Annotated in this window: 21 protein-coding genes; 16 read left to right on the top strand and 5 right to left on the bottom strand. The window is 58.6% G+C overall.

Annotated elements, in window-relative coordinates:
* From HPO_RS05840 to HPO_RS05850, 3 genes are read right to left on the bottom strand one after another with little or no spacing between them, the layout of a single operon-like run.
* Positions 1-963, bottom strand: a complete 963-nt coding sequence (locus tag HPO_RS05840; RefSeq protein ID WP_035595691.1) for a diacylglycerol kinase family protein — start codon at positions 961-963, stop codon at positions 1-3.
* Positions 960-2,015 carry an LptF/LptG family permease gene (locus HPO_RS05845; protein ID WP_035595693.1) on the bottom strand — a complete coding sequence of 352 codons (1,056 nt, stop codon included), beginning with the start codon at positions 2,013-2,015 and terminating at the stop codon, positions 960-962. The genes HPO_RS05840 and HPO_RS05845 overlap by 4 nt, the downstream gene beginning before the upstream one ends.
* Entirely contained in the window at positions 2,012-3,187 is a 1,176-nt protein-coding gene (locus tag HPO_RS05850; RefSeq protein ID WP_035595695.1) for an LptF/LptG family permease, read from the bottom strand. The genes HPO_RS05845 and HPO_RS05850 overlap by 4 nt, the downstream gene beginning before the upstream one ends.
* Before the next feature lie 151 nt (positions 3,188-3,338).
* Here HPO_RS05850 and HPO_RS05855 point away from each other — a divergent pair, with 151 nt between their 5' ends.
* The 3 genes from HPO_RS05855 (at position 3,339) to HPO_RS05865 (ending at position 5,778) form a co-directional block, all read left to right on the top strand.
* Complete coding sequence (locus HPO_RS05855; protein WP_233349307.1) at positions 3,339-3,803, top strand: DUF2141 domain-containing protein; 465 nt, start codon at positions 3,339-3,341, stop codon at positions 3,801-3,803.
* A 197-nt stretch (positions 3,804-4,000) separates the two neighbouring features.
* The gene (locus HPO_RS05860; protein ID WP_233349306.1) at positions 4,001-4,984 is read left to right on the top strand and encodes a hypothetical protein; all 984 of its coding nucleotides are present in this window, start codon (positions 4,001-4,003) and stop codon (positions 4,982-4,984) included.
* Positions 4,985-5,019: 35 nt separating this feature from the next.
* Positions 5,020-5,778: an NTP transferase domain-containing protein gene (locus HPO_RS05865; RefSeq protein ID WP_162174014.1), complete on the top strand. Its 759-nt coding sequence runs from the start codon at positions 5,020-5,022 to the stop codon at positions 5,776-5,778.
* Between the two features lie 22 nt (positions 5,779-5,800).
* On the opposite strand, the gene HPO_RS05870 is transcribed toward HPO_RS05865, so the two are convergent.
* Complete coding sequence (locus tag HPO_RS05870; protein WP_035595701.1) at positions 5,801-6,241, bottom strand: HIT domain-containing protein; 441 nt, start codon at positions 6,239-6,241, stop codon at positions 5,801-5,803.
* Positions 6,242-6,314: 73 nt separating this feature from the next.
* On the opposite strand from HPO_RS05870, the gene HPO_RS05875 reads away from it, so the two are divergent.
* From HPO_RS05875 to HPO_RS05930, 12 genes are all read left to right on the top strand, one after another.
* On the top strand, positions 6,315-7,451 hold the full coding sequence (locus tag HPO_RS05875; RefSeq protein ID WP_035595703.1) for a CDP-alcohol phosphatidyltransferase family protein: 1,137 nt from the start codon (positions 6,315-6,317) through the stop codon (positions 7,449-7,451).
* A 5-nt stretch (positions 7,452-7,456) separates the two neighbouring features.
* Complete coding sequence (locus HPO_RS05880) at positions 7,457-8,146, top strand: HAD family hydrolase (RefSeq protein WP_051612343.1); 690 nt, start codon at positions 7,457-7,459, stop codon at positions 8,144-8,146.
* Entirely contained in the window at positions 8,143-8,862 is a 720-nt protein-coding gene (locus tag HPO_RS05885) for a phosphocholine cytidylyltransferase family protein (RefSeq protein ID WP_035595704.1), read from the top strand. Before HPO_RS05880 ends, HPO_RS05885 begins: the two co-directional genes overlap by 4 nt.
* Before the next feature lie 7 nt (positions 8,863-8,869).
* Entirely contained in the window at positions 8,870-9,994 is a 1,125-nt protein-coding gene (locus HPO_RS05890; RefSeq protein ID WP_051612344.1) for a hypothetical protein, read from the top strand.
* Positions 9,995-10,077: 83 nt separating this feature from the next.
* A complete protein-coding gene (locus HPO_RS05895) occupies positions 10,078-10,815 on the top strand; it encodes an ImuA family protein (protein WP_051612345.1) in 738 nt (245 codons plus the stop codon).
* Positions 10,769-12,316, top strand: coding sequence for a Y-family DNA polymerase (locus tag HPO_RS05900; protein ID WP_277813432.1), 1,548 nt, complete (start codon positions 10,769-10,771; stop codon positions 12,314-12,316). Before HPO_RS05895 ends, HPO_RS05900 begins: the two co-directional genes overlap by 47 nt.
* On the top strand, positions 12,313-15,573 hold the full coding sequence (locus HPO_RS05905) for an error-prone DNA polymerase (RefSeq protein ID WP_035595706.1): 3,261 nt from the start codon (positions 12,313-12,315) through the stop codon (positions 15,571-15,573). The genes HPO_RS05900 and HPO_RS05905 overlap by 4 nt, the downstream gene beginning before the upstream one ends.
* Before the next feature lie 47 nt (positions 15,574-15,620).
* Positions 15,621-16,208, top strand: a complete 588-nt coding sequence (locus tag HPO_RS05910; protein WP_035595708.1) for a 2'-5' RNA ligase family protein — start codon at positions 15,621-15,623, stop codon at positions 16,206-16,208.
* 266 nt (positions 16,209-16,474) lie between these two features.
* Positions 16,475-17,404: an SGNH/GDSL hydrolase family protein gene (locus HPO_RS05915; RefSeq protein WP_051612346.1), complete on the top strand. Its 930-nt coding sequence runs from the start codon at positions 16,475-16,477 to the stop codon at positions 17,402-17,404.
* Positions 17,405-17,465: 61 nt separating this feature from the next.
* Positions 17,466-18,761 (top strand): SGNH/GDSL hydrolase family protein, encoded by a 1,296-nt coding sequence (locus HPO_RS05920; RefSeq protein ID WP_162174015.1) that lies wholly within the window; start codon positions 17,466-17,468, stop codon positions 18,759-18,761.
* Positions 18,762-18,918: 157 nt separating this feature from the next.
* Positions 18,919-20,178, top strand: coding sequence for an MFS transporter (locus HPO_RS05925; RefSeq protein WP_035595709.1), 1,260 nt, complete (start codon positions 18,919-18,921; stop codon positions 20,176-20,178).
* A gap of 8 nt (positions 20,179-20,186) precedes the next feature.
* Positions 20,187-21,311 (top strand): glycoside hydrolase family protein, encoded by a 1,125-nt coding sequence (locus HPO_RS05930; protein WP_035595711.1) that lies wholly within the window; start codon positions 20,187-20,189, stop codon positions 21,309-21,311.
* Between the two features lie 9 nt (positions 21,312-21,320).
* Here the strand turns inward: HPO_RS05930 and HPO_RS05935 are convergent, their stop codons facing one another.
* Positions 21,321-22,325, bottom strand: coding sequence for a LacI family DNA-binding transcriptional regulator (locus HPO_RS05935; protein ID WP_035595845.1), 1,005 nt, complete (start codon positions 22,323-22,325; stop codon positions 21,321-21,323).
* A 584-nt stretch (positions 22,326-22,909) separates the two neighbouring features.
* Here HPO_RS05935 and HPO_RS05940 point away from each other — a divergent pair.
* Positions 22,910-23,824, top strand: coding sequence for an alpha/beta hydrolase (locus HPO_RS05940; protein WP_114105455.1), 915 nt, complete (start codon positions 22,910-22,912; stop codon positions 23,822-23,824).
* The last annotated feature ends 1 nt before the right edge of the window (position 23,825 follow it).

The raw sequence follows: 23,825 nt of genomic DNA on the forward strand, positions 1-23,825 counted from the left end.
TTATCTCAGAAACCGGATGGGGCGGGTGGACGTGATCCGGATGGGATCATATGCCGGGATTTGCAATAGCTCCCCGTCCAGCACAATCGGGCCGGAGCAGTTGAGCGTGAGCCTGTCTGTCCGATAGCTTGTGAGCCCATGGCGGGTCATTTCCGGACCTGTGGCATTCGCGAGAATTTTCAGGAATGCAGCCCGAAACGCGGAGATCGGCCACTGGGCGTAGGTGAGAGCGATGGGCCCGCCCTCCTCCCCCCAGAAAGGTTTCAAGCCGAGGCTCAGATAAGGCAGAGTCGTCATGAGGCTGAGCGCGTGGACGCCCTGCAGGCGGAAGACCGCGCTCTCTGCCTTGTAATCACAGGGGCGCAGCAATGGCGCTCCATCCGTGTCCAGATAGGATCCAGGCGAGACGACGAAGCGAGCGGCCGCGTTGGCGACAGCGAGCGATCCCCTGTGGCCGTCCCCATGTATCTGCTTCTGGGTGTAGAGCATCGCGCGGGCGAGCGATCCGGTGGAGAGCAGCATACCGACCAGAGGTGCCGGGAGATTGGAGCTTTCGATCCGGAGTGCGGGCAAGCTGGTCCGCGTGGAGAGGCTATCCGCGCGGCCGGATCTTATGAGTGCTTCAATATCGTCACCGGCGCTGCGGCGGAGACCGGCCACCTTGAAGGCAAGATTGGTGCTGCCTCCTGGCAGGATACCCATGTCCGGAAGTTGCGCGCTTCCCTCGGCAAAGCCCGGCCACCCTGACAACACAGCCTGGAGCGTGCCATCGCCGCCTTCGACAAAGACGGCAGACGGATGCTCCGCGGTGAGCTGGCGCAGCTGATCCGGCAGACGGGCAAAGTCATCAATGCGGATCAGCACGGCATCTTCCACGCGCGCAGCAACCCGTTCGAGCGTTGAGCCTTTACGCTGGACCGTGTGGCTGAGTGGATTGACGATAAAGCCGATCTTGCGGCTCATTTCCTGACCTCACGGTCCAGTGCCAACCACAGACTGGCGCAGAAGAGGACGAGGATTGGAAACGTAACGGCCAACACCGGACTGAGGCTCCCATTCTCTGCCAGCGTTTTCAGGATGCCGTCTACCACCATATAAACAAAGCCAGCGGCAACTCCCGCGGCGACAGCCAGATCGGCATTCGACCGCCTGCCATAGACCTGCATGATTGGCACGGCCAGAAATAGAAAGCCGATTGCCGTGACCGGCAGCAATATGCGGTTCAGCGCCCAGAGCAGATAAGCGCCGGATGGCCGGCTTCCCGATCCGCGCATTTCACTGAGCGCAAAGAGATTCGAGATGGCCAGATCCCGCGGTGACGCGAGCAGAAGCTGAAGGCTATCGGGAGTTTGGGGGCTTGGCCAGAAGGACATCTCCCGGGGAGCATCGCCATCGAAGCGCCGCTGGCTGGTATTGCTGAGCTGCCAGCCACCATCAGCGGGACGCGCTGTTTCGGCCATGGTGACGGACACAACGGCCCCTTCGGCATTCCGTTCGAAAATCGTGATGCCGCTTAACTCATCCTTCTGCATACTGCTCAACTCGATCAGCAGCGGACCATCTGAAAGCCAGAGCTTCTCCGGCGTCTGGGCGTCTTCCTGAAGCGCGCCGGCGCCGAGCCAGGCCTGCAATGCACGGGTGGAGGGCGGAGCGGCGATATCAATTGCCAAGGCAGAGACCACGCCTGCCACGAAGACAACGGGCGCCAGCGTCCTCATCTGTCCGAATACGGAAATACCGGAGGCGGAGATCGAAACGAGTTCATTGCGCCGGAACAGCGATGCATAGGTGAGAAGCGCTGCCAGCAGAAAGGCAAAGACTACAATCCTATCGAACAGGGCTGGCAGGCGCAGCCACATATATCGCATCTGCCCCTCAAACCCGGCACCGGCCGGCAGCTTGTCGGCATTGCTGAGTGCGTCGAGGACGCCCAGAAGCGCAACCAGCGCCAGCGCTACAACGACCAAGCGCTGCAGGAATAACAGGGAAAGATACCGGGTAAGACGCGTGGTCATGTTGCCTGCTTTCCGGCAAGGGCGCTGGCATAATCTGTTCCCTGGCGGGCGATCCTGCGACGACCTGCAAGAAGGCTTCCCTCGGAAAGACGCTGAAACAAGGCAAGCGCGGCGAGCGCCACAAGAAGGACGATAGGCCAGAAACCCGCCCAGGGGGGGATGATCCCCTCGTTGGCCTGAACCAGAGTGAACTCCAGAACCTTTTGGACGCCCAGCAGGATGAGGATACCCAGAATCACACCGCTGGAGCGCGCGATCCGGCCGAGGTTCAAGCCCAGAAGGACAGCGATGAGCGGCATGACAAGCAATAAGGCTGCGCGGCTGGTCCGGTCATGAAACGCTGAAGCGGCAACGGCAGGCTCAATGCCTTCTCCACTGGCTGCTGACGAAGGGCTGAGCAGTTCGGAGAGGAACAACTCGCGCTCGTCATTTCCGCGTTCACGGTACTGTCCGGCATCCGGAATCACCGGCCAGATAAGCTCTGCAAATTCGATCCTGTCATACTCTTCTGGCGGATCGCCATCGCGATAGGCGGCGCCCGCGCCTTCCTGGAGAATGATTTCCCACTCCCCGGAGCGCGGCTCCTGCAAAAGGCCGGTGCGGCCTGTGAGTACGGTACGGGTACCGTCCGGCTCTGTCTCCAGAATGAAGGTTTGTCCCAGCCGCCGGCTCGAGGCCTGGACGCTATCTGTCCAGATGATCCGGTTGTTGTACTGGACGAACTTCTGCTCCTGAAACACGGACAGCACCGACTGGTGCTGAAGATTGTAAACGATCTCGCGATACGAGTAGCGCGACAGAGGCTGAAGGATACCGGAGATCAGGAGGGAGGCTGCTGCCAGAACAAGCGCAACCAGCATGAAGGGCCGGACAATCCGGTAAAGTGATACCCCTGCCGCCATCAGCGCGACGATTTCCCCCGAGCGGCTAAGCCGGTCGATTGTCAGGATCATCGAGATCAGAAACGCGCCCGGCAATGCCAGATTCAGGTAATGTGGAATCAGGTTGGCGATCAGGAGAGAGCCCGAAAGCAGTGCACTTCCAGAGCCCGAAACCAGTTCGGTAATACGGATAAGCCGCTCCAGCAGCAAAAGCGCCATGGCCAGGACGGTAAGGCCTGCAAACATGCCAAGAAAGCTACGGATCAGGTAGCGATCAAGCCTGGCAATCATTACCCACTCCCCCGGCCAATCGCTCTCGGCTGACTTTGTTATAGCATCGCGTGTGACAGTCCATTGATCCCTGCACCGGCTTGGCGCTACTAACAGTCTGAAGCATATGTGTCACAATAGGACTGTGTTGATGCACCTTGGCAAGGTTCTGATGCTGATGCTGGCGATCTTTTGCCAGACAGCTGCGGCGCAAACCCTCAATGTCTTGGATATTCGCGCCGACGAGGCCGGTGATATCTGTGGCCACGGGGGACCGCAGATTGAAGTCCTCGTAACTGGCATCTATGCGGAGGGAATTCTGACGGTCGAGCTGTACAAGCCGAGTGAACGGGACTTCCTGAAAAAAGCTTCTCGCCTGAAACGTGTGCGCGTGCCCGCCGAGAACGGGTCGCAGCGCGTCTGTTTTGATCTGCCGTCATCGGGAACCTATGCAGTGGCCGCCTATCATGACGTGAACGGTGACCGGGAACTCGCCCGGCACTGGAACATGCTGCCAGCTGAGCCCTTTGCCCTTTCCAACAATCAGAAGCTCAAACTGCGCATGCCCAAGTTCGACGAAGCCGCCTTCAAGGCGGGTGATCAGACAACAACGGTCCGACTTGAGCTTCGCAAATGAATATCCATGCGCCAATTCAGAATCTCTCTTTTGGCAATGAGCCTGTTACAGTGCGGCGGGTGGAAAGCGCGGCCGACCGGCGCGCGTTTCTGGACCTCCCTTTTCGCGCTTATGGCAACCTGCCAGCCTGGCGGGCGCCCCTGAGATTTGAGCGCGCGGCGCAAATCGATCCTCGCCGCAATCCGGCGCTTGCGCAGATGCCACATGATTTGTTGCTGGCCTGGCGGGGCACACAGGCCGTTGGCCGGATTGCCGTGTTCATAAATCCCGCTCACCTGGCGCGGCATAATGATCAGACGGGTCATTTCGGATTTCTGGACACGCTGCAGGAAGACGAGGAAACCATCTCCGCGCTGATGGGGGCTGCCGAAGCGTGGCTGCGCCAGAGGGGCATGCGGCGGATTGCAGGGCCATTCAACTTCTCCGTGAACGAAGAGTGCGGCCTTCTGGTCGACGGGTTTGATACGCCGCCCGTAATGATGATGTTGCACGGCCGGCCGGATTATGCCCCCTCTCTGGAGCGCGCCGGATATTCCAAGGCCATGGACATGTTCGCCTACATGATCCGGATGGGCGAGACATATGAGCCGCCTGGTATTGCCAGCAGGCTGATCGAGGGCTTTGAACGCGATCCGCGGCTGAGGATCCGAAATCTGGACAGCCGCAACTATGAGAACGAGATTAATCAGATCCTCGACATATTCGATGATGCGTGGTCGGACAATTGGGGCTTCGTGCCCTTTGGAAAGGCCGAAATTACGCATATGGCCAAGGAGCTGAAGCCCCTCATAAGCCCCGATCATCTCTGGATAGGACTGATCGATGAGGAGCCCGCCTGTTTTGCTCTCGTACTGCCGGATATTTTCGAGGCCGCCGAAGGGCTGAATGGCCGGCTTCTGCCATTTGGCTGGGTACAGTTTCTTCACCGATTGAAGGTCGCGGGCACCACAACCGCCCGGATACCGCTGGCCGGAATGCGGCGGAAGTTTCACAAGACGCGCCGCGGCGTGCAGACCATGGCAGCTACCTGCAGCATGACACTGGCGGCGCAGCATGCCCGAGGCGTGCGCAACATCGAAGCCTCCTGGATTCTGGAAACGAACACCAATCTGATCAACATCATCTCGCTGTTCGACGCGCCGAAATACAAGACCTATCGCATCTACGGAAAACCCCTTTGAGCCAGCACTCCGCGTGTGACACGGCATATGCGCTTGTGCTGGCTGGCGCGCGGGCGAGCGGGGATGCGCTCGCCATGGCCCACGGCGTTCAAAGCAAAGCGCTGATCAATATTGGCGGCGCGCCGATGCTGTCGAGCGTACTCCGCTCCCTGATGCAAAGCGGCCGTCTGTGTACGGCGCCTTATGTTTCAGGGCTTGAACCGGAAGTGCTTGAAGAAGCCAGCGGCGGCATACCTGCGCAGCGAGCCCAGTCGGTATCCGGCGGCCCGGCCTCCAGCCTTCTGGGCGCGATAGAGGGCGGGATCCAACTGCCCCTGCTTGTGACGACCTGCGATCATGCGCTGCTCACATCAGAAATGGTAGATCACTTCGTTGGAGAGGCCATTCGGGGCGGCGCGGATCTGACCGTAGGGTTGGCATCGAAGGAGACAATACAGGCGAGCTATCCACAAACACGGCGAACCTATATCCCATTCGGGGGGGCTCCCATGTCTGGCTGCAATCTGTTTTTCATCCGCTCATCCGAAGCACTGAAGATTATCCGGTTCTGGCAACAGGCAGAGCAGGACCGCAAGAAGCCGTGGAAGATAGCCTGGCGCTTTGGGCCGGTGACAGCACTCCGGTTACTGATCGGCAGGCCGGATGTTCACAGGGCCTTCCAGATGATTTCTGCGAGACTGGGCGCGCGCGCAGGCGTTGTTGTGATGCCGTTTGCTGAAGCCGCAATTGATGTCGACTCCCAAGCCGATCTTGAGCTGGTCCGGAGCATTCTAGCGGACCGGCGGCAGGGCTGAAAATGCAGGTGCAAACCTCCAGTCATGCCCGAGGATTGGGCCAAACTGCCCGCAATTGGCCCGCGACGCGCTCAGCATCCGGTAGCCCCTCCGATACTGTGAGGACTGGCTGTCCCGGCCAGCCCGGATCAGTGTAGGCGGTTCCTTCAAACATCACCGGAGCGGCATAGCGCGGAAGAACATGGAAATGGACATGGGGATCCACCATCATCAGCATCAGATAGTTGATCTTCGTGTTGGCGAACGCTTTCGCGGACACTGTTTCGGCATCTTTGACAACGGTAGCGAGTTCGGCAAAGGCCTCCGCAGCCAGCGCAGAGAATGCCGTGGCATCGCTATGAGAGAGAATGATAAGAGCACCGAGCGTGACCTGTTTTGGACGCACCTGAACGCTCCAGTGCGTGTAATCGCGGATCAAGGTGCGGCTGCCACCAAATGTTTCAAAGGTTGCATTGCGATGCATGACGCTCTTTCTCCTTTTGCCGGTTTCGGGTTTGAGCCCACCTTCAACTAAACATCTTAGAGTTATTCGCCCTATGACACCAAACGCCGTCTCGGTTCGCCTGCTTGGGGAATTGCCGTCAAAGCTCTGGGGGCTGGATCTCCGCGAATGGCAGCGCCGCGCCTGGACGAAGGCGGGAGCCGCAGGCGTGGATCAAGCGGAAAGCCGTCTGCTGGCAGGCCTTGAATGGGTGCTGTCGCCGTCGCTCCAGAGAAACCTGCTGGCCCAGCCCGGCGCGGCGCTGCTGGCGCCAGCGGTGGATAACACGGGCGAGCAGTTGGTTGCCATCCACTTGCCCGAAGCGGCTGACGCCAGCACATTTCTGGCGTTGTTCGAAAACCCGGTCGCAGACCGTGAGACGCTGAAGTCAGCTGGCCTCACTCCGGGCGGCATGCATGACTTTGCCGATGCTTATAACAAGAGCCTGCGCAAACGGGAGGTGCCGTACGTTCTGTCGATGCGCACCGAGAAAGCCATCGACATAGAGCGGGTACTGTTCAAGGGCTCCTACAAGGGCGTGACCGATCTGGTGACCAAGTATGCGTGGCCTGTGCCGGCGTTTCATATCACGCGCCTTTGCGCTTTCCTGCGTATTTCGCCCAACACCGTGACCACAGCCAGCCTGGCTTTCGTCATACTAGCCTTCTGGCTGTTCTGGAATGGCGCTTGGGCGGCCGGTCTCGCGGCAGCCTGGATCATGACATTCCTGGACACGGTGGACGGCAAACTCGCGCGCACCACGATGACCTATTCGAACTGGGGCAATATTTATGATCACGGGATCGACCTGATCCACCCGCCCTTCTGGTACTGGGCCATCTTCGTCGGTCTGCAGGGCACGGACGATGGGCCTTCGCAGACGCTGTTGGCCGGATCGCTGGCGATGATCCTTGCGGGGTATCTTCTCAACCGGCTGGAGGAAGGGGAGTTCATCCGGCGCTTCGGATTTCACATTCATGTCTGGCAACCCATCGACAGTTTCATGCGTGAGATCACCGCGCGCCGGAATCCCAACATGCTGATCTTCATGGCAGCGGTCATGCTCGGCCAGCCTGGATGGGGCTTCATCGCCATTGGTGTTTGGACATTTATCTGCCTGCTCTTCCACGGGGGACGGCTGGTGCAGGCGATGGCCCAGAAATCGAAACCCGCATCCTGGCTGGAGGCCTGAAAATCATGCCAACGATCGCCATCTTTGATCTCGACAAGACGATCACACGGGCCCCGACATGGACCCGTTTTCTGATTTTCGTGAATCGGAAACGGCCGGCATTCCTGCTCCATCTTGCCCGCATCCTTGTGCAGGCGGCAGGCTACAAACTTGGATTGGTGAGCCGGGACTCCGTGAAGGTGGTGAGCCTCAGATCACTCTCCCATCTCTCCAGAGAGGAACTGGAAGCCGCAGCCACGGCCTTCATTGTGCGAGAGGTCCACTCCGGGCTCCGTCCAGGCGCTGTAGAGGCGATCCGCTGGCACGCTGCGCGGGGTGACCGGCTGATCATAGCAACAGCTTCGGTTGATCTTGTCGCCGATGAACTTGCGCGCGCGCTGGGTTTTCATGAGGTCATCGCGACGCGGCTGGACTGGTCGGCGGAGGGCGAGGCCCCAGCTCCGCGGCTCTCGGGCGCCAATTGCTATGGCGCAGAAAAGCTCAAGCGCATCGAGGCACACGGAATCGAGCGCGTGTCCTTTGCCTATAGCGATCACGTTTCCGATCTCGATATGCTTCTGAATTCCGATCATGGAATTGCGGTCAATCCGTCTTCCGGATTGCGGAAGGCAGCGCGCGAAATGAACCTGACAATCGCAGACCTGAATTTGCCTGAAATCGGTTTCCTCTCGGAAGAAGTGAGCACCTCCAAATGAAAGCTATTCTCCTGAGTGCTGGTCGCGGATCGCGCCTTTTGCCTCTCACGGAATCCCGCCCGAAATGTCTTTTGCCGGTGCAGGAAACCACGCTGCTGGGGTATCAGCTGAATACCCTTGAGGCGGCCGGCATCCGGGACGTGACAGTGGTGACCGGGTTTCTTCCTGATCTGGTGGAAGCAGAGCTTGCGGGCCGCAGCGGCCCCTTGAAGGGGAGCCCGTTCTTCAACCCGTTTTTCCAGGTGGCCGACAATCTTGCGAGTTGCTGGATGGTTCGGGAACGGATGGATGACGACTTCCTCCTGATCAACGGGGACACATTATTCAAGCTGGACCTGATCGAGAAAGTGATTGCCGCACCAGCCGCGCCAATCCTGGTGACGATTGACCAGAAGGAAAGCTATGATCTGGACGACATGAAGGTAACGCTTTCCGGCACGTCCCTCACGGCCATCGGCAAAACGCTTTTGCCGAGCGAAACTGACGCCGAATCCATTGGAATTCTGCGCTTCAAGGGAAGCGGGCCAATGTTTTTCCGGAGCAAGCTGGAACAGATGATGCGCACACAAGATGGCGTTCAGGCCTGGTTTCTAAAGGCCATCAACGCCATTGCCAGCACCGAAGGCGGCGTCGAAACGGTTCTGATAAAGGGGCATCGTTGGGCTGAAGTGGACACGGTGGCGGATTTCGAGGGCTTGAAGAAAAACGGATTCTGACCCGGCCATGCCCCGCCTCCCTTCTCCTGGGCAACCTTCTTTTTCGCCTCGCATCCTTGTGCTGGCGATTGGCGAGGCGCACCAGCTGTTACACGTTCTCGGCGCCGCCAGAGAACTTGCTCGCACCGGGGTGAGTACGGATATCCTTGTCTCAACAGATTGGCACGAGCAGCTGATTGCAGCCCATGCGCCAGAGCTTTCCCGCAGCGTCTTGCGAACACCCCTGTTCTATGAGGGGCGGCCCCTCTATCAGTGCCCCCCTCGCCTGCCCAACCTTCTGCTGAACCTCGCGCGCATTTCCGGATACAATGCCATTCTGACACCCGAGCGCACATCGACGGCGCTGAAGAAAGTGCTCGGCAAGCAGTGCCCGAAGCTCATCCATATTCTTCATGGCGCGGGCGACCGGGAAAAAGGATATGAAGACCGTATACGGCTCTTTGATCTGGTTTTTGTTGCAGGCCAGAAGGATTATGACGCTTTCCTGAGCTATGGGTTGGCGACCGCTGAAACCTGCCATGTCATCGGCTATTGCAAGTTTGACGTGTTGCCACCTGGCCCACCGCGTTTCTTTGAGGATAACCGGCCAGTCGTACTCTACAATCCCCATTTCGATGCTGATCTCAGCTCATGGATGAGCTTTGGGCCCTCCTTGCTTGAAGCCTTTGCGAAGATGCCGGACTTCAATTTCATCGTCGCTCCCCATCTGAGGCTGCGCGGCAAAGGCAGGCGCCTGTTCGATAAACTCTCCCAATTATCTCAGGCGCCAAATCTGAGGTTTGATGGAGGCAGCATTCATTCCCTCAATATGGACTACACGCGCACAGCCGAGATTTATGTAGGGGATGTCAGCAGCCAGGTTTACGAGTTTCTGCAAACGCCGAAGCCTTGCGTCTTCTTGAATGCACATGACGCCCACTGGCGAGATAGTCCCTTCTATCGCCACTGGACTTTTGGCGAGGTTGCCAATTCTGCGGAGGAAGCCCTGCGCCTTATCTGCTCAGCAAAGGCTGAGCATCCAGGATTTCTGGCGCAGCAGGTGGCAGGCTTTGCCGCCGCCATCAATGCTGGGCCTGTCTCTGCGTCTGCCCGGGTGGCCGCGTTGATCCGGGATTTTCTGGGCCGGGCCTGACCATAACCATCGTTTAGACAACCCTTCCAGCTTTTCGCGGGCAAGGATATTGACTCGCACCCAAAAGAACAAAATAAGAACATATGGATCTTGTCACGCTCATATCCAAAGGCCTGGTTGGCCCTCTTACTGCCCCGCCAGCGCGGGAGGTGGAGTTTCCTTTTGGGCTGGGCACACACGGGCTGCATGAAATAGCCGAGGCCGCCTATGGGGACCGTGCCGCAACAACCGGCTTTCTGCTGGCCGCAGCCCCCCGCCCCTCCGGCAGGACTATCCTGCTATGGGTGACCCAGGCCAGCAGCGCGCGCGACATGGGGCGAGTTCCCGAAGCGGCCCTGCGTGAAGCCACCGGCGGCAAGGCCCGGCGGCTTGGCATTGTGACCCGCCATACCAGCGATGCACTCTGGGCCATCGAGGAGGCGATTGTGTCTGGAGTCGTAAGCCATGTGATCGCGGAAGTGAACAGCGCAGACTTCACCGCAACCCGGCGCCTGACCCTTGCATCCGAACGCCACGGTGTACCGGTTACACTGCTTCTGCCGCACACCTGCGAAGGGGCGACAGCCGCCGCCACTCGCTGGCGTGTCTGCCCTCAACCCTCAGCCCCCAACCGCTACGACCCCCGCGCACCCGGGCATGCCCGCTGGCGTGTCCATCTCGAACGCTGCCGCGCCGCTCCAGCCTTGGTGGGACAGGCTTTTGATCTGGAATGGAATGATGAGACGCTATCTCTCCTTATGGTTCCCGGAATGGTCACTGGATCGCCTGCGCCGGATGAGGCGTCGCCCCATCACGCCTTCCCAAATCGGAGAGCCGGCTAGGCTGCGGCCATTCATCCTGCATGAGAAATCTCCTCACGGACTTGTTGTGGCCGCAGCCAATCAGGCGGCGCTTGCAAGCGGCATTCATCCTGGCCTGCGTTTCACGGATGCCCGCGCCACCCTGCCCGATATTGCTGCCGAAGAGGTTGACCGGGAGGGCGACCGAAAATCTCTCGCCGCGCTAGCCGCCTGGATGGTCCGCTTCTCTCCCCTGGTCGCGCTTGAGGGGGAAGACGGGCTGATCCTGGAGATCACCGGTTGTGACCATCTGTTCGGAGGTGAAAGTAAAATGGCGGACGCGCTTTCCGTACGGCTCGCGCGGACAGGATATGGTCACCGGATCGGGATCGCCGGGACCCTCGGCGGGGCTTGGGCCCTGGCACATGCCGCCGCCGAAGAGGGACAGCCGGCCCTTCTTTCCAGCGGCGCGGAACGCGAAGGGCTTGCCCCGCTCCCTACAAGTGCCCTGCGCATTTCCGGAACTGCGATTACACTGCTCCGCCGGTTTGGTCTGACACGCATCGGGCAGCTCTATGATATCGACCGCAAGGCACTCACGCGCCGTTTCAATTCGCGGCAGGCGGCAGATGCAGTTACGCTCCGTCTGGATCAGGCGCTTGGTCTCCGATCAGAACCTTTCATGCCATTTCGTCCGCCGCCGGATCATTTTGCAAGACTTGCCTGCCCCGAGCCGCTGACAGATGCTGCGGGGATAGATGCCGGCCTGATAAAGCTCACCGAAGAGCTTTGCAGCGACTTGTCCGCCGATGGACTTGGCGCACAAACCTTTCTGTTTCAGGCATTCCGCTCCGACGGAGAAATGAGCTCCATACGGGTCAACGCGGCCCGTCCCGTTCGCTCGGTGGAACATATTTTGCGGCTTTTCGGCGAAAAAATCTGCCAGATTGATCCTGGATTTGGAATTGATCTTCTGCTTCTGGAAGCTTCCAGAACAGGCCCAATGACCGCAGGTAGCCGCCCACTCTCGGGCGACCTTTCCGGGACCGACCTTGACGAGGAAGCGCTCTCGGCGCTTGCCGATCGCATCAACGCCCGTATTGGCGAAGGGACTGTCACCATCACACTGCCAGAAGCGCGGCATCCCGTTCTGATGGCGGAAAAGACCGTGCCCTTTGCGGGACAGGGTATGGAGGGGGCTTTACCGCCTGATAACCTGCCCGGCCTGCGCCCGGCACGCCTGTTTGCGCAGCCTGAACGAGTAGAGGTGATTGCGGAAGTGCCGGATGGGCCCCCTCTTCGCTTTGTCTGGCGACGCAAGGTCCGGCGGGTTGTCCGCGCCGATGGGCCAGAACGTATTGCGCCGGAATGGTGGGCCTATTTACCGGCACAGGCCGGCACCGCTTCCGCCCTGCCGCGAACCCGGGACTATTACCGTGTGGAGGATGAAGACGGCCGGCGATACTGGGTCTACCGGAATGGGCTTTATGGTGATGGCCGCGGCGAAACGCCAGACTGGTTCGTTCAGGGACTATTTGCATGAGCGATTATGCCGAACTGGCCGTGACAACGAACTTCTCCTTTCTGCGGGGCGCCAGCCACGCACATGAATTGATAGCGCGCGCGGCTGAACTGAAGCTTGCCGCAGTGGGCGTGGCCGACAGGAATACCTTAGCCGGGGTGGTTCGTGCCCATGTGGCGGCGCAGGAAGTGGGGCTGCGGATCGTGGTGGGGGCGCGCCTGGTGCCGGAAGATGGCCCGGAAATCCTGGCTTACCCAATGGACAGAGCGGCCTATGGCTGTCTTTCTCGCCTGCTGTCGGAGGGTAAATTTCGGGCACCGAAGGGAGAGTGCCACATCACGGTTGCGGATATCCTGAAGGCCAGCGAAGGGATGATCCTGATTGTCATGCCGCCAGATATTCCCTCTGCAGATTTTCTGCTCATGCTGGGAAAAATTGCCAAATCCGCACCGGGGCGAACATATCTGGCAGCGCGCTACACTTATACCGGCCGCAATCATGAGCGCCTCTCTCGTCTGGCACAAATTGCAAACCAGACCGGCGCAATGATGATCGCCACAAATGATGTGCTTTATCATGTGCCGGAGAGACGCCCCCTGCAGGATGTCCTGACCTGTATTCGGGAACACCACACGGTCGAAACGGCTGGCTTTCTGCTCGAAGCGAACGGAGAGCGGCATCTCAAGGACGCGGCGGAGATGGTTCGTCTGTTCAAGGGATTTGAGCATGCAATTGCCCGCTCAATCGAAGTTCTTGAGCGCTGCCGGTTCAGCCTGGACGAGCTTTCCTATGAATATCCTGATGAGCCCGTTCCGTCCGGCTCCTCACCGCAGGAACACTTGGAACGCCTCACCTGGGAAGGCGCCAGGGTGCGCTATCCAGAGGGTGTTCCGGAAAAAGTTACGAGTCAGATCCACAGCGAGCTGAAGACCATCAGCCAACTTTCCTATGCACCATATTTCCTGACCGTAAACGATATCGTCCGCTGGGCACGCAATCAGGGAATCCTCTGTCAGGGACGCGGCTCGGCAGCCAATTCTGCCGTCTGTTACTGCCTGGGCATTACAAGTGTTGATCCCACAATGACCAAGCTTCTCTTCGAGCGCTTTCTTTCTCCCGAAAGGAAGGAACCACCGGACATTGATGTGGACTTCGAGCATGAACGCAGGGAGGAAGTCATTCAGTATGTCTACGAACGATATGGCCGTCATCGCGCGGCACTGACCGCCACCGTCATTTCCTATCGTTCGCGATCCGCCATCCGGGAAGTCTGCAAGGCTCTGGGGCTTAGCGATGATATTTCATCGGCCCTTGCAAATGGCGTTTGGGGCAGTTGGAGTGATACCCTGCCCGACAAGCGCATTGCCGAGGCCGGACTGGATCCAGGCAACCCTCTGATCCGGCGCGCGGTTCAACTGGCGCGTCAGCTGCTCGGTTTTCCCCGGCACCTCTCCCAGCATGTTGGCGGATTTGTTCTGACACGCGGCCCTTTGATCGAAACCGTCCCGATTGGCAATGCGGCCATGAAAGACCGTACCTTCATCGAATGGAACAAGGACGATATCGACGCTCTCGGGATCATGAAGGTGGATGTGCTCGCCCTCGGCATGTTGACCTGTATTCGGAAGGCATTCGGCCTTCTGGAAACGCACAAGGGCATCACGCACTCGCTCGCCAGTATAGAACAGGGCGACGAGGCGACTTATGACATGCTGTGCAAGGGAGACAGCATAGGCGTGTTCCAGGTGGAAAGCCGCGCTCAGATGGCGATGCTTCCGCGATTGAAACCGCGCACCTACTATGATCTGGTAATCGAGGTCGCCATCGTGCGGCCGGGGCCCATACAGGGCAACATGGTTCATCCCTATCTGCGCCGCCGCAAGGGAATTGAAACCGTCACCTATCCAAGTCCCGCCCCGGACAAAGGACCGGCGGATGAACTTCAGTCGATCCTCAGCCGGACACTGGGGGTCCCCCTGTTCCAGGAGCAGGCGATGCAAATCGCCATTGATGCGGCGAAGTTCACGCCAGATGAAGCCAATGGATTGCGGCGGGCGATGGCAACTTTCCGGAATGTTGGAACCATACATCAGTATGAGGAAAAGCTGGTCTCCAAACTCATTGACCGGGGATATGACCCTGTTTTCGCGAAGTCATGCTTCGAGCAGATCAAGGGGTTTGGGGAATATGGCTTCCCGGAAAGCCATGCGGCCTCATTCGCCTTGCTGGTCTATGTTTCCTCCTGGATAAAATGTCACCACCCGGACGTTTTCTGCGCCGCCCTGCTCAATAGTCAGCCGATGGGATTCTATGCGCCGGCGCAGATCGTTCGAGACGCGCAGGAACATGGGGTTGAGGTACGCCCTGTCGATGTGAATTATTCCGATTGGGACAACACCCTTGAGCCCATGGAAGACTGCAGCGGCGTTTTTGCTATGCGCCTCGGTTTCCGTCAGGTGGACGGGCTCACCCAGGCTGATATGGAGCGCCTGATGATGGGCCGGGGGGCGGGCTATACAACGCCTGAGGAACTGATGCGGCGCGCCCGCCTGCCCAGATCAGTTGCAGAGCGGCTGGCGGCAGCAGATACTTTTGGCTCAATGGGGCTCTCCCGCCGCGCGGCCTTATGGAAAGTGCGGGGTGAACCTTCCCAGCATGGCCTTCCCCTCTTCGCCGCCGCGCATCTTGCCGAACAAGGTCCCGAAGTGGCGGCGGAACTCCCCCGAATGCCATCTTCAGTGCATGTTCTTCAGGATTATCAGACCACCCGGTTGTCTCTGAAAAATCATCCAATGCACTTCTTGCGCCCTCTGCATCAGCAGCGGGGCCTCCTTAGCACAAAGGCCGCGACTTCTCTTCCCAGCGGGCGCCGGGTGGAAACATCCGGTATCGTCCTGGTGCGTCAACGGCCGGGCACTGCCAGCGGCGTTGTGTTTGTTACCCTGGAGGACGAAACCGGAATTGCCAATCTGGTTGTCTGGCCACGGGTGATGGAACGGTTTCGCGCAGTGGTCATGCGCTCACGGATTATCCATGTGAAAGGCCGGGTTCAGACAGCCGACAATGTAACCCATATTGTTGCCGAGCAGTTGATCGATTGCACAGGTGAACTGAATCTCCTCTCGGAAGATACCTTACGCGATCCGCTGAAGGGTGTGCTCGCGCGGTCGGATGAAGTCGTCCGCCCGATCGCGGAACGCAAAGGGCCGCTCCAAAGAACAGCAGGCGTTCATCCGCGCGATGTTCGTGTAATCCCGCGCAGCCGCGATTTTCATTGATGTTGAGAGGGCCGCCTGAAATTCAGCCGGTCCACGGGAAAAGCAGCATGTCAGGCGCCTCATACTTTCACCCCCCGCCGGATGGCGTAGTTCCTGAGCATAATCTTTTCTTCGCGGTCATGGCGCCCACATGCGTACATCCGTTGCTGGCAGAGAAAAGCGCCCAATTCCGAGACCGGTATGCAATACAAGGCGCGCCGATCACGCCTGACCGCTGGCATATCTCGCTGTACCCTGTCTTCAGGGGACCGCACCTTCCGCCCGAGGTGATCGCGTCATCAACGATGATTGGCGAAGCGCTGCGCTTCGAACAATTCGAACTCAAACTCGACAGGGTCATGAGTTATCAGAACAAGAGACGAAAGAAACCGTTCGTCGTATGCGCGCAGCAACCGTCGATGCATATAGACCGTCTTGTCAGGCTCATGGTTGAAACTTTTGCCGTCCTTTCAGGAGGGCCTCCCCGCGCTGCCAGCAGGATCAGCCCTCACATTACGCTGGTATGGGACAGGAAGATTATCCCCTCGCAGGCGATTGATCCCATCACAACACCGGTCACGGAAATCGCGCTTGTCCACAGCCATGTCGGTCAATCCCGATACGAATTTCTGGGGCGTTGGGCATTGGTTCCCTGACGGGTTCGCGGTCATCGCGAGCAAAGGACCTCCACGTCATCCCAAGACTGCCCCAACGGCACCCCGCCCCGGAATCACGCCTGATTACGCCAAGCACACCGTTGGCGTATGAAGGTATTGAAACTTCGCCACGACCAGAATACAAACGTTTGCGTAATAATGAGGTCAGGCGGTTTTTTGGGGTGTCTCGGTTCGGCGCCCCCATCTTCCGGGCACTCTGAATAAAATAAGCTGCGCAACGCAGCGCATACCGGGAGGAACTGGAATTGGTTGCCAGACAAAAACACCTTTCGCCGTTCCGCAATCTGGATGCTGACCCACGCGCCTCAAAGGTCGCTGGACGCAGTCTTGCCCTCCTCGCCTCTTTCGCCGCCCTTACGGGGTTGGCTGGCATCTGCGAAAGTGCGCCGAACGCGCAGCCCCCAGAGGGTCAGCAGATATGTGCACAGCTGAATTCCGGTGCCCGCGCATTCCTGGATGAGCTGATCCTTGACATGCTCGATCCCGAAAGTGATTTCAGCCACCTTAATTATCTCGGCGAGCCTGAAATGAAGGAGATTCAGTCTCTGGACATGGACCGCCGGAAGAGTGACTGGGGTAATCTCTGTCAGTACAGAGATGATAATATGATCCTCATGACGGGGCCCGCACCGAAGGTCGTCTTCCTTGGGGATTCGATTACCGAATTCTGGAGCATCGGCGATCCGGATCTGTTTGAGCAAGGCTTCATCAATCGCGGCATTAGCGGCCAGACTTCCTCACAGATGCTGGTACGGTTCTGGCAGGATGTCATCCGATTGCAGCCTGAAGTGGTCCACATCATGGCCGGCACCAATGATCTGGCAGAGAACACCGGATATGTCAGCGATGAGGCTTTCAAGGGCAACATCGAGGCAATGGTCACTCTGGCGCGCAGCCATGGAATTGGCGTGATCCTGGCAAGCATTCCGCCCGCAGGATCCTTCGGCTGGCGCCCGGACCTCAATCCACCCGAAAGAATTTCAGCTCTGAATCAATGGATTGAAGAGTACTCTGCACAAAACGGCCTGGTTTTTGTGGATTACCATAGCCTGCTGACGGACGATGGCGCGAAAATGTCAGAAAACCTCACACACGATGGGGTCCACCCGCATCGGGAGGGATATGCCCGCATGCACGAAGCCGCCCTACAGGCGATTGCCAAAGCGCAGAAGTAAACTCTGCCATCGCCTGGAAAGCCGATTACCCATCCGTTCACGTCCCATCTCGGAGAAGCAAATGTCCGCCCTTGTTATACGCCCCGGAAGTGCTCCTCACTGGTTGTCAGGCCTGCTGGCGGGCGCCGCGCTTTTGCTGGCGGCATGCCAGACTGCGCCACACCCGCACATGACCACCGAGAACCAGCACTCAGAGCAAAACTGGGTGGCAACGTGGGCCAGCAGTCCCTCGCTTCCTCTCGCTGCTGAAGCTGCACCGCCCGGGATGACCCCGGTACTTCTGGAGGGAACCGTTCGCCAAGAAATGAGGGTTAGCGCTGGCGGCGAGCGTGTCCGTATCGTTCTGGATGGGGGCGCGAGTGTCTCCCGGGTGTCCATCGGCGCCGCGACCATTGCCCTGGTCAAAGAAGGCCGGATAGACACTGCAAGCCTGCAACACCTTACCTTCTCCGGAGCTCCGGATGGGCTTATCCTCGCCGCAGGCGCGCCACTCTGGAGCGATCCGGTGGCGCTTTCCATTCCGGATGGCGGCGTCGTCTCGGTCAGTTTGTATCTTCTGGAGCCTATTCAGGTTCCTCAGGCGGACCCGCAATTGATCGTTGAAGTGGCGCCGGGCGGCGACCAGACGGCCGCTGCCGAGTTGACAGACAGCAGACGCGTGGTGGCCCGGCCGCTGTTGACCACGATCCATGTGGATAATCCTGAGGTGGACCGCGTCATTGTCGCTTTCGGCGACTCGATCACCGATGGAACCGGAAGCCGGGATCCTCTCATGCGCGGCTGGCCGGATTACCTGGCCGAGCGTACGCGGGCTGAGGGTATGAAGAACGTCGCCATCATCAACCACGGCATCGGCGGAAACCGCCTTCTCCAAGACAGCGTCGGCCAGAGCGCCCTTGCAAGACTTGATCGCGATGTTCTGGCGATGCCAGGCGTCACGGACCTGATTCTTCTGGAAGGCATCAACGATCTTGGACTGAGCGGCCTCACGCTGCCGGGAATGAGCGAGCCCTTTCCTGCGGTGGAAGCTAAAGACATCATCGCGGCTTACACGCAGATTATCCAGCGCGCCCACACCAGGGGAATTCGGGTAATCGGAGCCACCCTGACGCCGGACCTCGGCTCCCCCTTTCCCGGCTACGCAACAGAGGAAAAGGATGTGATCCGTAATGAGATCAATGAATGGATCCGCAATAGCGGCGCTTTTGACGCCATTATCGACTTCGACACTGCGGTGCGCGATCCTGAGAACCCTGCTTATCTGTTGAAGGCCTATGACGCAGGAGACCGCATTCACCCCTCTGATGCAGGCTACAAAGCCATGGCGGCCGCAATAGACCTTGATCTCTTTCGTTAGAGCCTTGGGCCCAGGGGTATCAAAGCCCCTCCCCACGCCGCCGGGAAAAAGCGTAACTTTGAAGAATGGGGCTGCAGAATATGGACAGCCAAGTCCGGAAAAAAATTTGCAATCGATTGCACTGCGTCTACCATCAGATGAAGGCGAGGATCCAAGAATGACTGTCTCCAACAGCTCTGCAGCAGCCATAGACCGGCCGGCAAGCCGCTACGGGTTGGTCACTGGCCTGACCTACGCCATGTTCTTCATGTTCGCGATGACAACCGATGCAGTTGGCGAAATCATCAGCATAGCCAAAGTGGAACTAAGCCTGTCGAATACTGAGGCGAGCCTGTTTCATTGGGCGACGATGGTGGGCATTGCGCTCAGCGGCATTTTGCTGGGATTTCTCGCAGATTTTCTGGGCCGGAAGAATGCGATTGTTCTGGGGCTCGCCATCTACGGAATTTCGTCCGCCGTTTTTTTCAGCTCCAGCTCCTTCTCGTTCTATTTGGCGCTGCTGTTTGCAGGTGGCCTGGCGATCGGTATCTTCAAAACAGCCATCCTCGCCCTTATCGGCGACATATCCACCTCCACAAGCGACCACACCCGCCGCATGAATGCGTGCGAAGGTTTTTTTGCCATCGGCGCGATTGTTGGCCCACTGACCGTCGTTACGCTTGATTCTGCAGGCCTGTCCTGGCGTTGGCTCTATCTGCTCGCTGCCGCCATGTGCGGGGTCATGATCCTCGCCTCCCTGCGAACCCGCTTTCCCGCCCCTGTCCGCCAGGTGGAAACCCCAAAGGCGGATATGCTGAGCGCGGTTCGATTGATGGGTAACCGCCACGCCATGGGCTTCTCCCTTGCTATCGCCTTGTATGTCGCGTGCGAGGTCGCCATCTTCGTCTGGGCACCAACATTGTTTTCCGGCTACACGGGCACGCCACTGGCGATGGCAGTTGCAGCCTATGCGGTCATGATTTTCTTTGTCCTACGGGCTGTGGGCCGCTTTCTCGCGCTGTGGATTCTTCGGATTTTTGACTGGAAAGTCGTCATGTCGACGTTCACCGGCGCCATCTTTATCTGCTTCCTGCTCAGCACACTGTTCGGAAGAGATGTGGCTGTTTTCGCTCTGCCGCTCTCGGGGCTTTTCATGTCGATGATCTACCCCACCTTCAATTCGAAAGGCATCAGCTGCCTGCCTAAAGCCAAGCATGGTGCGGCCGCCGGCCTCATCCTTTTCTTCACCGCCGTCTCCGCTGCCTTCGCCCCTCTTCTCATGGGATATGTGAGTGACGTTGCCGGAAATGGCGACATGGCGGTTGGCTTTCACCTGGCTACCGTATTCGCGGCGCTTCTCTTTGCCTTGGCGCTCTACAATTTGATCGCAGATCCAGCTGGCGGCGCATTGGCCAACGCTGACTCCAGCGACTACTGAGTATCAGAATGACTCTTCAAAAGCCGGTTCCGGTTCCTCCGCCGTCCTCCCTTCTCTTTGAAAATGGTATTTCGCATCCAGACCTCTGGCTCTGGGACTCGTGGACAGCGGAAACGGGCGGCATAACTCATCTTTATTGCCTTGCCCTCAGCCGCAAAGACATTGAAGGAAGGCCGGTTCTTCACGAAGACCGCAATGACTATCCCTTCCATATACGCCATTTTTCATCCACTGATGCAGGCCGCACCTGGCAGGATCACGGGGCCTATCTATCCCCACAGACAATCGGAGATGGCGCATTCGCCCGCAACGTCTGGAGCGGTGGAATGCTTGCGCGCGCAGAAGATGATTGGCTGTGCGGCTTCACCGGATTGCGGGAAGCGGGGAAGGACAGACCCTTCCTGCAAACGATATGCCTTGGTCACTCACATAGCGGGTTCCGGCTGGATACACCGCCGACAACAGCCCTATCCTGCCCGGTGCGCGACTATGACAGCATCCGGTCTGCAGGATATTATCTGCCTACGAAGGATATGTTGGGCCATAAGGATGGCGAAGAGGGCGGCCCCATTCTCGCCTGGCGCGATCCCTTCATTGTTGCTGGCCCCGCCGACACCCTGGAAGTTTTCTGGTCTGCAAAAGTGTCATCAGTCCAAGGCACTGTAGCCCACGCGACCGTGACACAGAAAGGTAACGGCTTTCAGATTGAGAAGCTTCACCCGCCGATCCTCCTGCCCGATGCAGACTCTTTCACGCAGGCCGAAGTGCCCAAACTTTATTACGATCAGACGAGCTCAACCTGGTTCATGGTGATTTCTGCATGCGATCGGATCAATGAGAGCCAGCCCGCAGAAGAAGTTACAAAAGTTCTGCGCCTGTACAAGTCCACCTCGATGAGAGGCCCATGGGTCAGCGCGTTTGGCCGTGAAGACTCTCTCGTCCCTGGAACAGAACATCTCTTTGGCGCCAGCTTCCTGCCCAGCGCCTGTTCCAGCAATAGCATTACCCTGATTGCACCCTATACGGAATATGCTTCACCGGACCGGCAGCTGACCTTTGCCCCTCCGGTGTCGATCAATATCGGCGAAGCCCGCCAGACATCTCGGGAATCCTCAGAACAGGATTCGCACTGATATGCGCGATCAGGTGGAATGACGAATGATCAGTTCTGTCTTGGTGAAGCAGGAATTGGCGGTTCCGCCCTCCAGCTTTGCCAGCAGGAGTTCCACCAACATACGCCCGCCCTCGGCAATGTTCTGAGAAACAGTCGTAAGAGGCGGTGTCATCATGGATGACTGCCCGATATTGTCATAGCCCACGACCTTCACATCCTCGGGAATGCTGAGCCCCTCAGCCACCAGAGCATGCATGGCGGAATTTGCGAGAATGTCCGAACTGGCAAAGATGCCGTCTATCCGGTTACCCGCACGCAGAAATTCCAGAACCTGATCATAGGTGGTGCGCCCGCCGAAGTTCATGCGCAGCAGATAGGAAAGGTCATGAGCCACCCCCGACTCCTGGTGCGCCTTCTTGAACCCATCATAGCGGAGCTTAACTTCAGGCAGCCCGGGATCGCCGAGAAAGAGAATGTTTCTGGCCCCCCGGCTGAAAAGATGAGCCGCTGCGATATACCCGCCTTTGGCGTTATCACTGCCGACCGTTGTGTACTTGGCGCCCTTCATCCGTGCGCCCCAGACAACAAAGTTGGCATTTCGCGCGGCGAGATCGTTGAGGTGGGCGGCTCTTGCTGCCTGGCCAATAACGATAATCCCGTCGGCCCGGCCAGTATTGAGCAGGCGCTGTTCGGCGGCGTGGCTCGCTTCGCGCGGAACACTCACCACCAGATCGTAATCGAGTTCCGCAGCGGCCTGCGAGACACCGCCCACCATTTCCAGAAAGAAGGGATCGGACATCGTCTGATCCGTTTCCGGATTTAGCGGGATAACCATTCCCAGGGCGCGAGCCGACTTGCGCCGCAGGCTGCTTGCCGGAGCGTTGACAGCATACCCGACTTCGCTGGCAATCCTCTGAATCCGCTTGCGAGTGCTTTCCTTGACCACCGGACTGTCGCTCAATGCGCGCGAAACGGTCGAAATATCGACGCGCGCAATCTTCGCGAGTTCTATCATTGTGATCTTTTTGTTCATTTCGGGTCCCTGAAAACCAAGATATGCAATGAACCTGCCATGTGCCACGGTGCCAAACCTCCCTGCATCCGCAACAGATGCATAAGCGGTTGATGCCATTTGCGTTAAACCCTGACGCCCGCCGTCCGCATAGGATATTCCGCTCAGTCCATTTCGAATTTAGACACGATCCCAGTGAATGGCCAAGGGTCGATAGGCTCAAGAACACTCCCGGCGGACCCCAAAAAGCAGGGGTGAACACTATGAAATCACCAATACAAACGTTTGCACAAATGAAATTCTGATTGTAGTTTTTACCAGCATTTGAATGGGCGCCCCGGAAGACCTCACGTGGCAATCAACCGGACGCAGGCAAACAGAGACAAAACAACATAGGCTGGCAAACCGGCTGGGAGGGAGGAAACATGGCCGCACGTTTGACAAGAAGGCAGTTTGGAATCGCAGGTATTGGCGCCGCTGGTGCCCTCACTTTGGGGACAGCGTCCTGCGCAGCCCTCGACCCAAAACCTGCCGTCCCTTCCCCACTGCTGGCGCGAGATCCTCTCAGTCATGTGGATCCAGAATTACGCGGGATTGCTGCGCGCATGATGGAGAATGGGCCGCCGCCAAGCTACTCGGCTGAAAGTCTCAAATCGGCGCGCGATTTCGGAGCAGCATTCGCGCCACCCCGCCTGCCGGACATTCCTGTCTCGGAAGTGTTTGCCCCCCTTCCGGGCGGCGAGCCGGATGTGAAGCTCTTCGTCGTCAATGCCAAGCCAGGAGCCGCTCGCCCCGCTATTTTGCACTCACATGGCGGCGGGTACATACTTGGAAAGGCCGCATGGGAGGTCGGGCATCTGCAGGCGCTCGCACGCGACCTCGACTGCGTGATCGTCAGCGTCGAATACAGGCTCGCCCCGGAAACACGCTATCAGGGCTCGATCGAGGACAACTATGCCGGCCTCCTGTGGCTCTACAAAAATGCGGAGCCAATCGGCGCCGATCCCACCCGCATCGCTCTGCTTGGCGAAAGCGCTGGAGGAGGCCATTCAGCCCTGCTGGCGATCACTGCGCGCGACCGGGGAGAAGTTCCTGTTGCCTTCCAGGCGCTCGTCTACCCCATGCTGGATGATCGCACGGGCAGTACACGCATGCCGCCGCCATTTATTGGCGCCTTCGGCTGGGATGCGCCCTCCAACCGGTTCGGATGGGAGGCGTTCCTGGGCCATCCACCCGGCGGCGGAAGTGTGCCGGCTGGGGGTGTTCCAGCCCGCATTGAAAACCTGACGGGACTTCCGCCCGCCTTTATCGGCGTAGGCGGGATTGACCTGTTTGTCAGCGAAGACATCGAGTATGGGCACAGGCTGATTGAGTCTGGTGTACCCGTTGAACTGGTCGTCGTTCCCGGCGCTTTCCATGGCTTTGACAGAATTGCCGCAGACACAACCATCGCCAAACGCTTCACCAAGGCGAAGGTAAACGCTTTGCGCCGGGCATTTGGCCAGCCGCAAGAGATATAAA

The organism is Hyphomonas polymorpha PS728, from assembly GCF_000685315.1.
In the GTDB taxonomy this organism is placed as follows: Bacteria; Pseudomonadota; Alphaproteobacteria; order Caulobacterales; family Hyphomonadaceae; genus Hyphomonas; species Hyphomonas polymorpha.

Bases quoted from the DNA above. Each gene is read 5' to 3' on its own strand.
- HPO_RS05840 (WP_035595691.1), bottom strand. From the start codon at position 963: ATGAGCCGCAAGATCGGCTTTATCGTCAATCCACTCAGCCACACGGTC.
- HPO_RS05845 (WP_035595693.1), bottom strand. From the start codon at position 2,015: ATGACCACGCGTCTTACCCGGTATCTTTCCCTGTTATTCCTGCAGCGC.
- HPO_RS05850 (WP_035595695.1), bottom strand. From the start codon at position 3,187: ATGATTGCCAGGCTTGATCGCTACCTGATCCGTAGCTTTCTTGGCATG.
- HPO_RS05855 (WP_233349307.1), top strand. From the start codon at position 3,339: ATGCTGATGCTGGCGATCTTTTGCCAGACAGCTGCGGCGCAAACCCTC.
- HPO_RS05860 (WP_233349306.1), top strand. From the start codon at position 4,001: ATGCCACATGATTTGTTGCTGGCCTGGCGGGGCACACAGGCCGTTGGC.
- HPO_RS05870 (WP_035595701.1), bottom strand. From the start codon at position 6,241: ATGCATCGCAATGCAACCTTTGAAACATTTGGTGGCAGCCGCACCTTG.
- HPO_RS05875 (WP_035595703.1), top strand. From the start codon at position 6,315: ATGACACCAAACGCCGTCTCGGTTCGCCTGCTTGGGGAATTGCCGTCA.
- HPO_RS05880 (WP_051612343.1), top strand. From the start codon at position 7,457: ATGCCAACGATCGCCATCTTTGATCTCGACAAGACGATCACACGGGCC.
- HPO_RS05885 (WP_035595704.1), top strand. From the start codon at position 8,143: ATGAAAGCTATTCTCCTGAGTGCTGGTCGCGGATCGCGCCTTTTGCCT.
- HPO_RS05890 (WP_051612344.1), top strand. From the start codon at position 8,870: ATGCCCCGCCTCCCTTCTCCTGGGCAACCTTCTTTTTCGCCTCGCATC.
- HPO_RS05895 (WP_051612345.1), top strand. From the start codon at position 10,078: ATGGATCTTGTCACGCTCATATCCAAAGGCCTGGTTGGCCCTCTTACT.
- HPO_RS05900 (WP_277813432.1), top strand. From the start codon at position 10,769: ATGAGGCGTCGCCCCATCACGCCTTCCCAAATCGGAGAGCCGGCTAGG.
- HPO_RS05905 (WP_035595706.1), top strand. From the start codon at position 12,313: ATGAGCGATTATGCCGAACTGGCCGTGACAACGAACTTCTCCTTTCTG.
- HPO_RS05910 (WP_035595708.1), top strand. From the start codon at position 15,621: ATGTCAGGCGCCTCATACTTTCACCCCCCGCCGGATGGCGTAGTTCCT.
- HPO_RS05920 (WP_162174015.1), top strand. From the start codon at position 17,466: ATGTCCGCCCTTGTTATACGCCCCGGAAGTGCTCCTCACTGGTTGTCA.
- HPO_RS05925 (WP_035595709.1), top strand. From the start codon at position 18,919: ATGACTGTCTCCAACAGCTCTGCAGCAGCCATAGACCGGCCGGCAAGC.
- HPO_RS05930 (WP_035595711.1), top strand. From the start codon at position 20,187: ATGACTCTTCAAAAGCCGGTTCCGGTTCCTCCGCCGTCCTCCCTTCTC.
- HPO_RS05935 (WP_035595845.1), bottom strand. From the start codon at position 22,325: ATGAACAAAAAGATCACAATGATAGAACTCGCGAAGATTGCGCGCGTC.
- HPO_RS05940 (WP_114105455.1), top strand. From the start codon at position 22,910: ATGATGGAGAATGGGCCGCCGCCAAGCTACTCGGCTGAAAGTCTCAAA.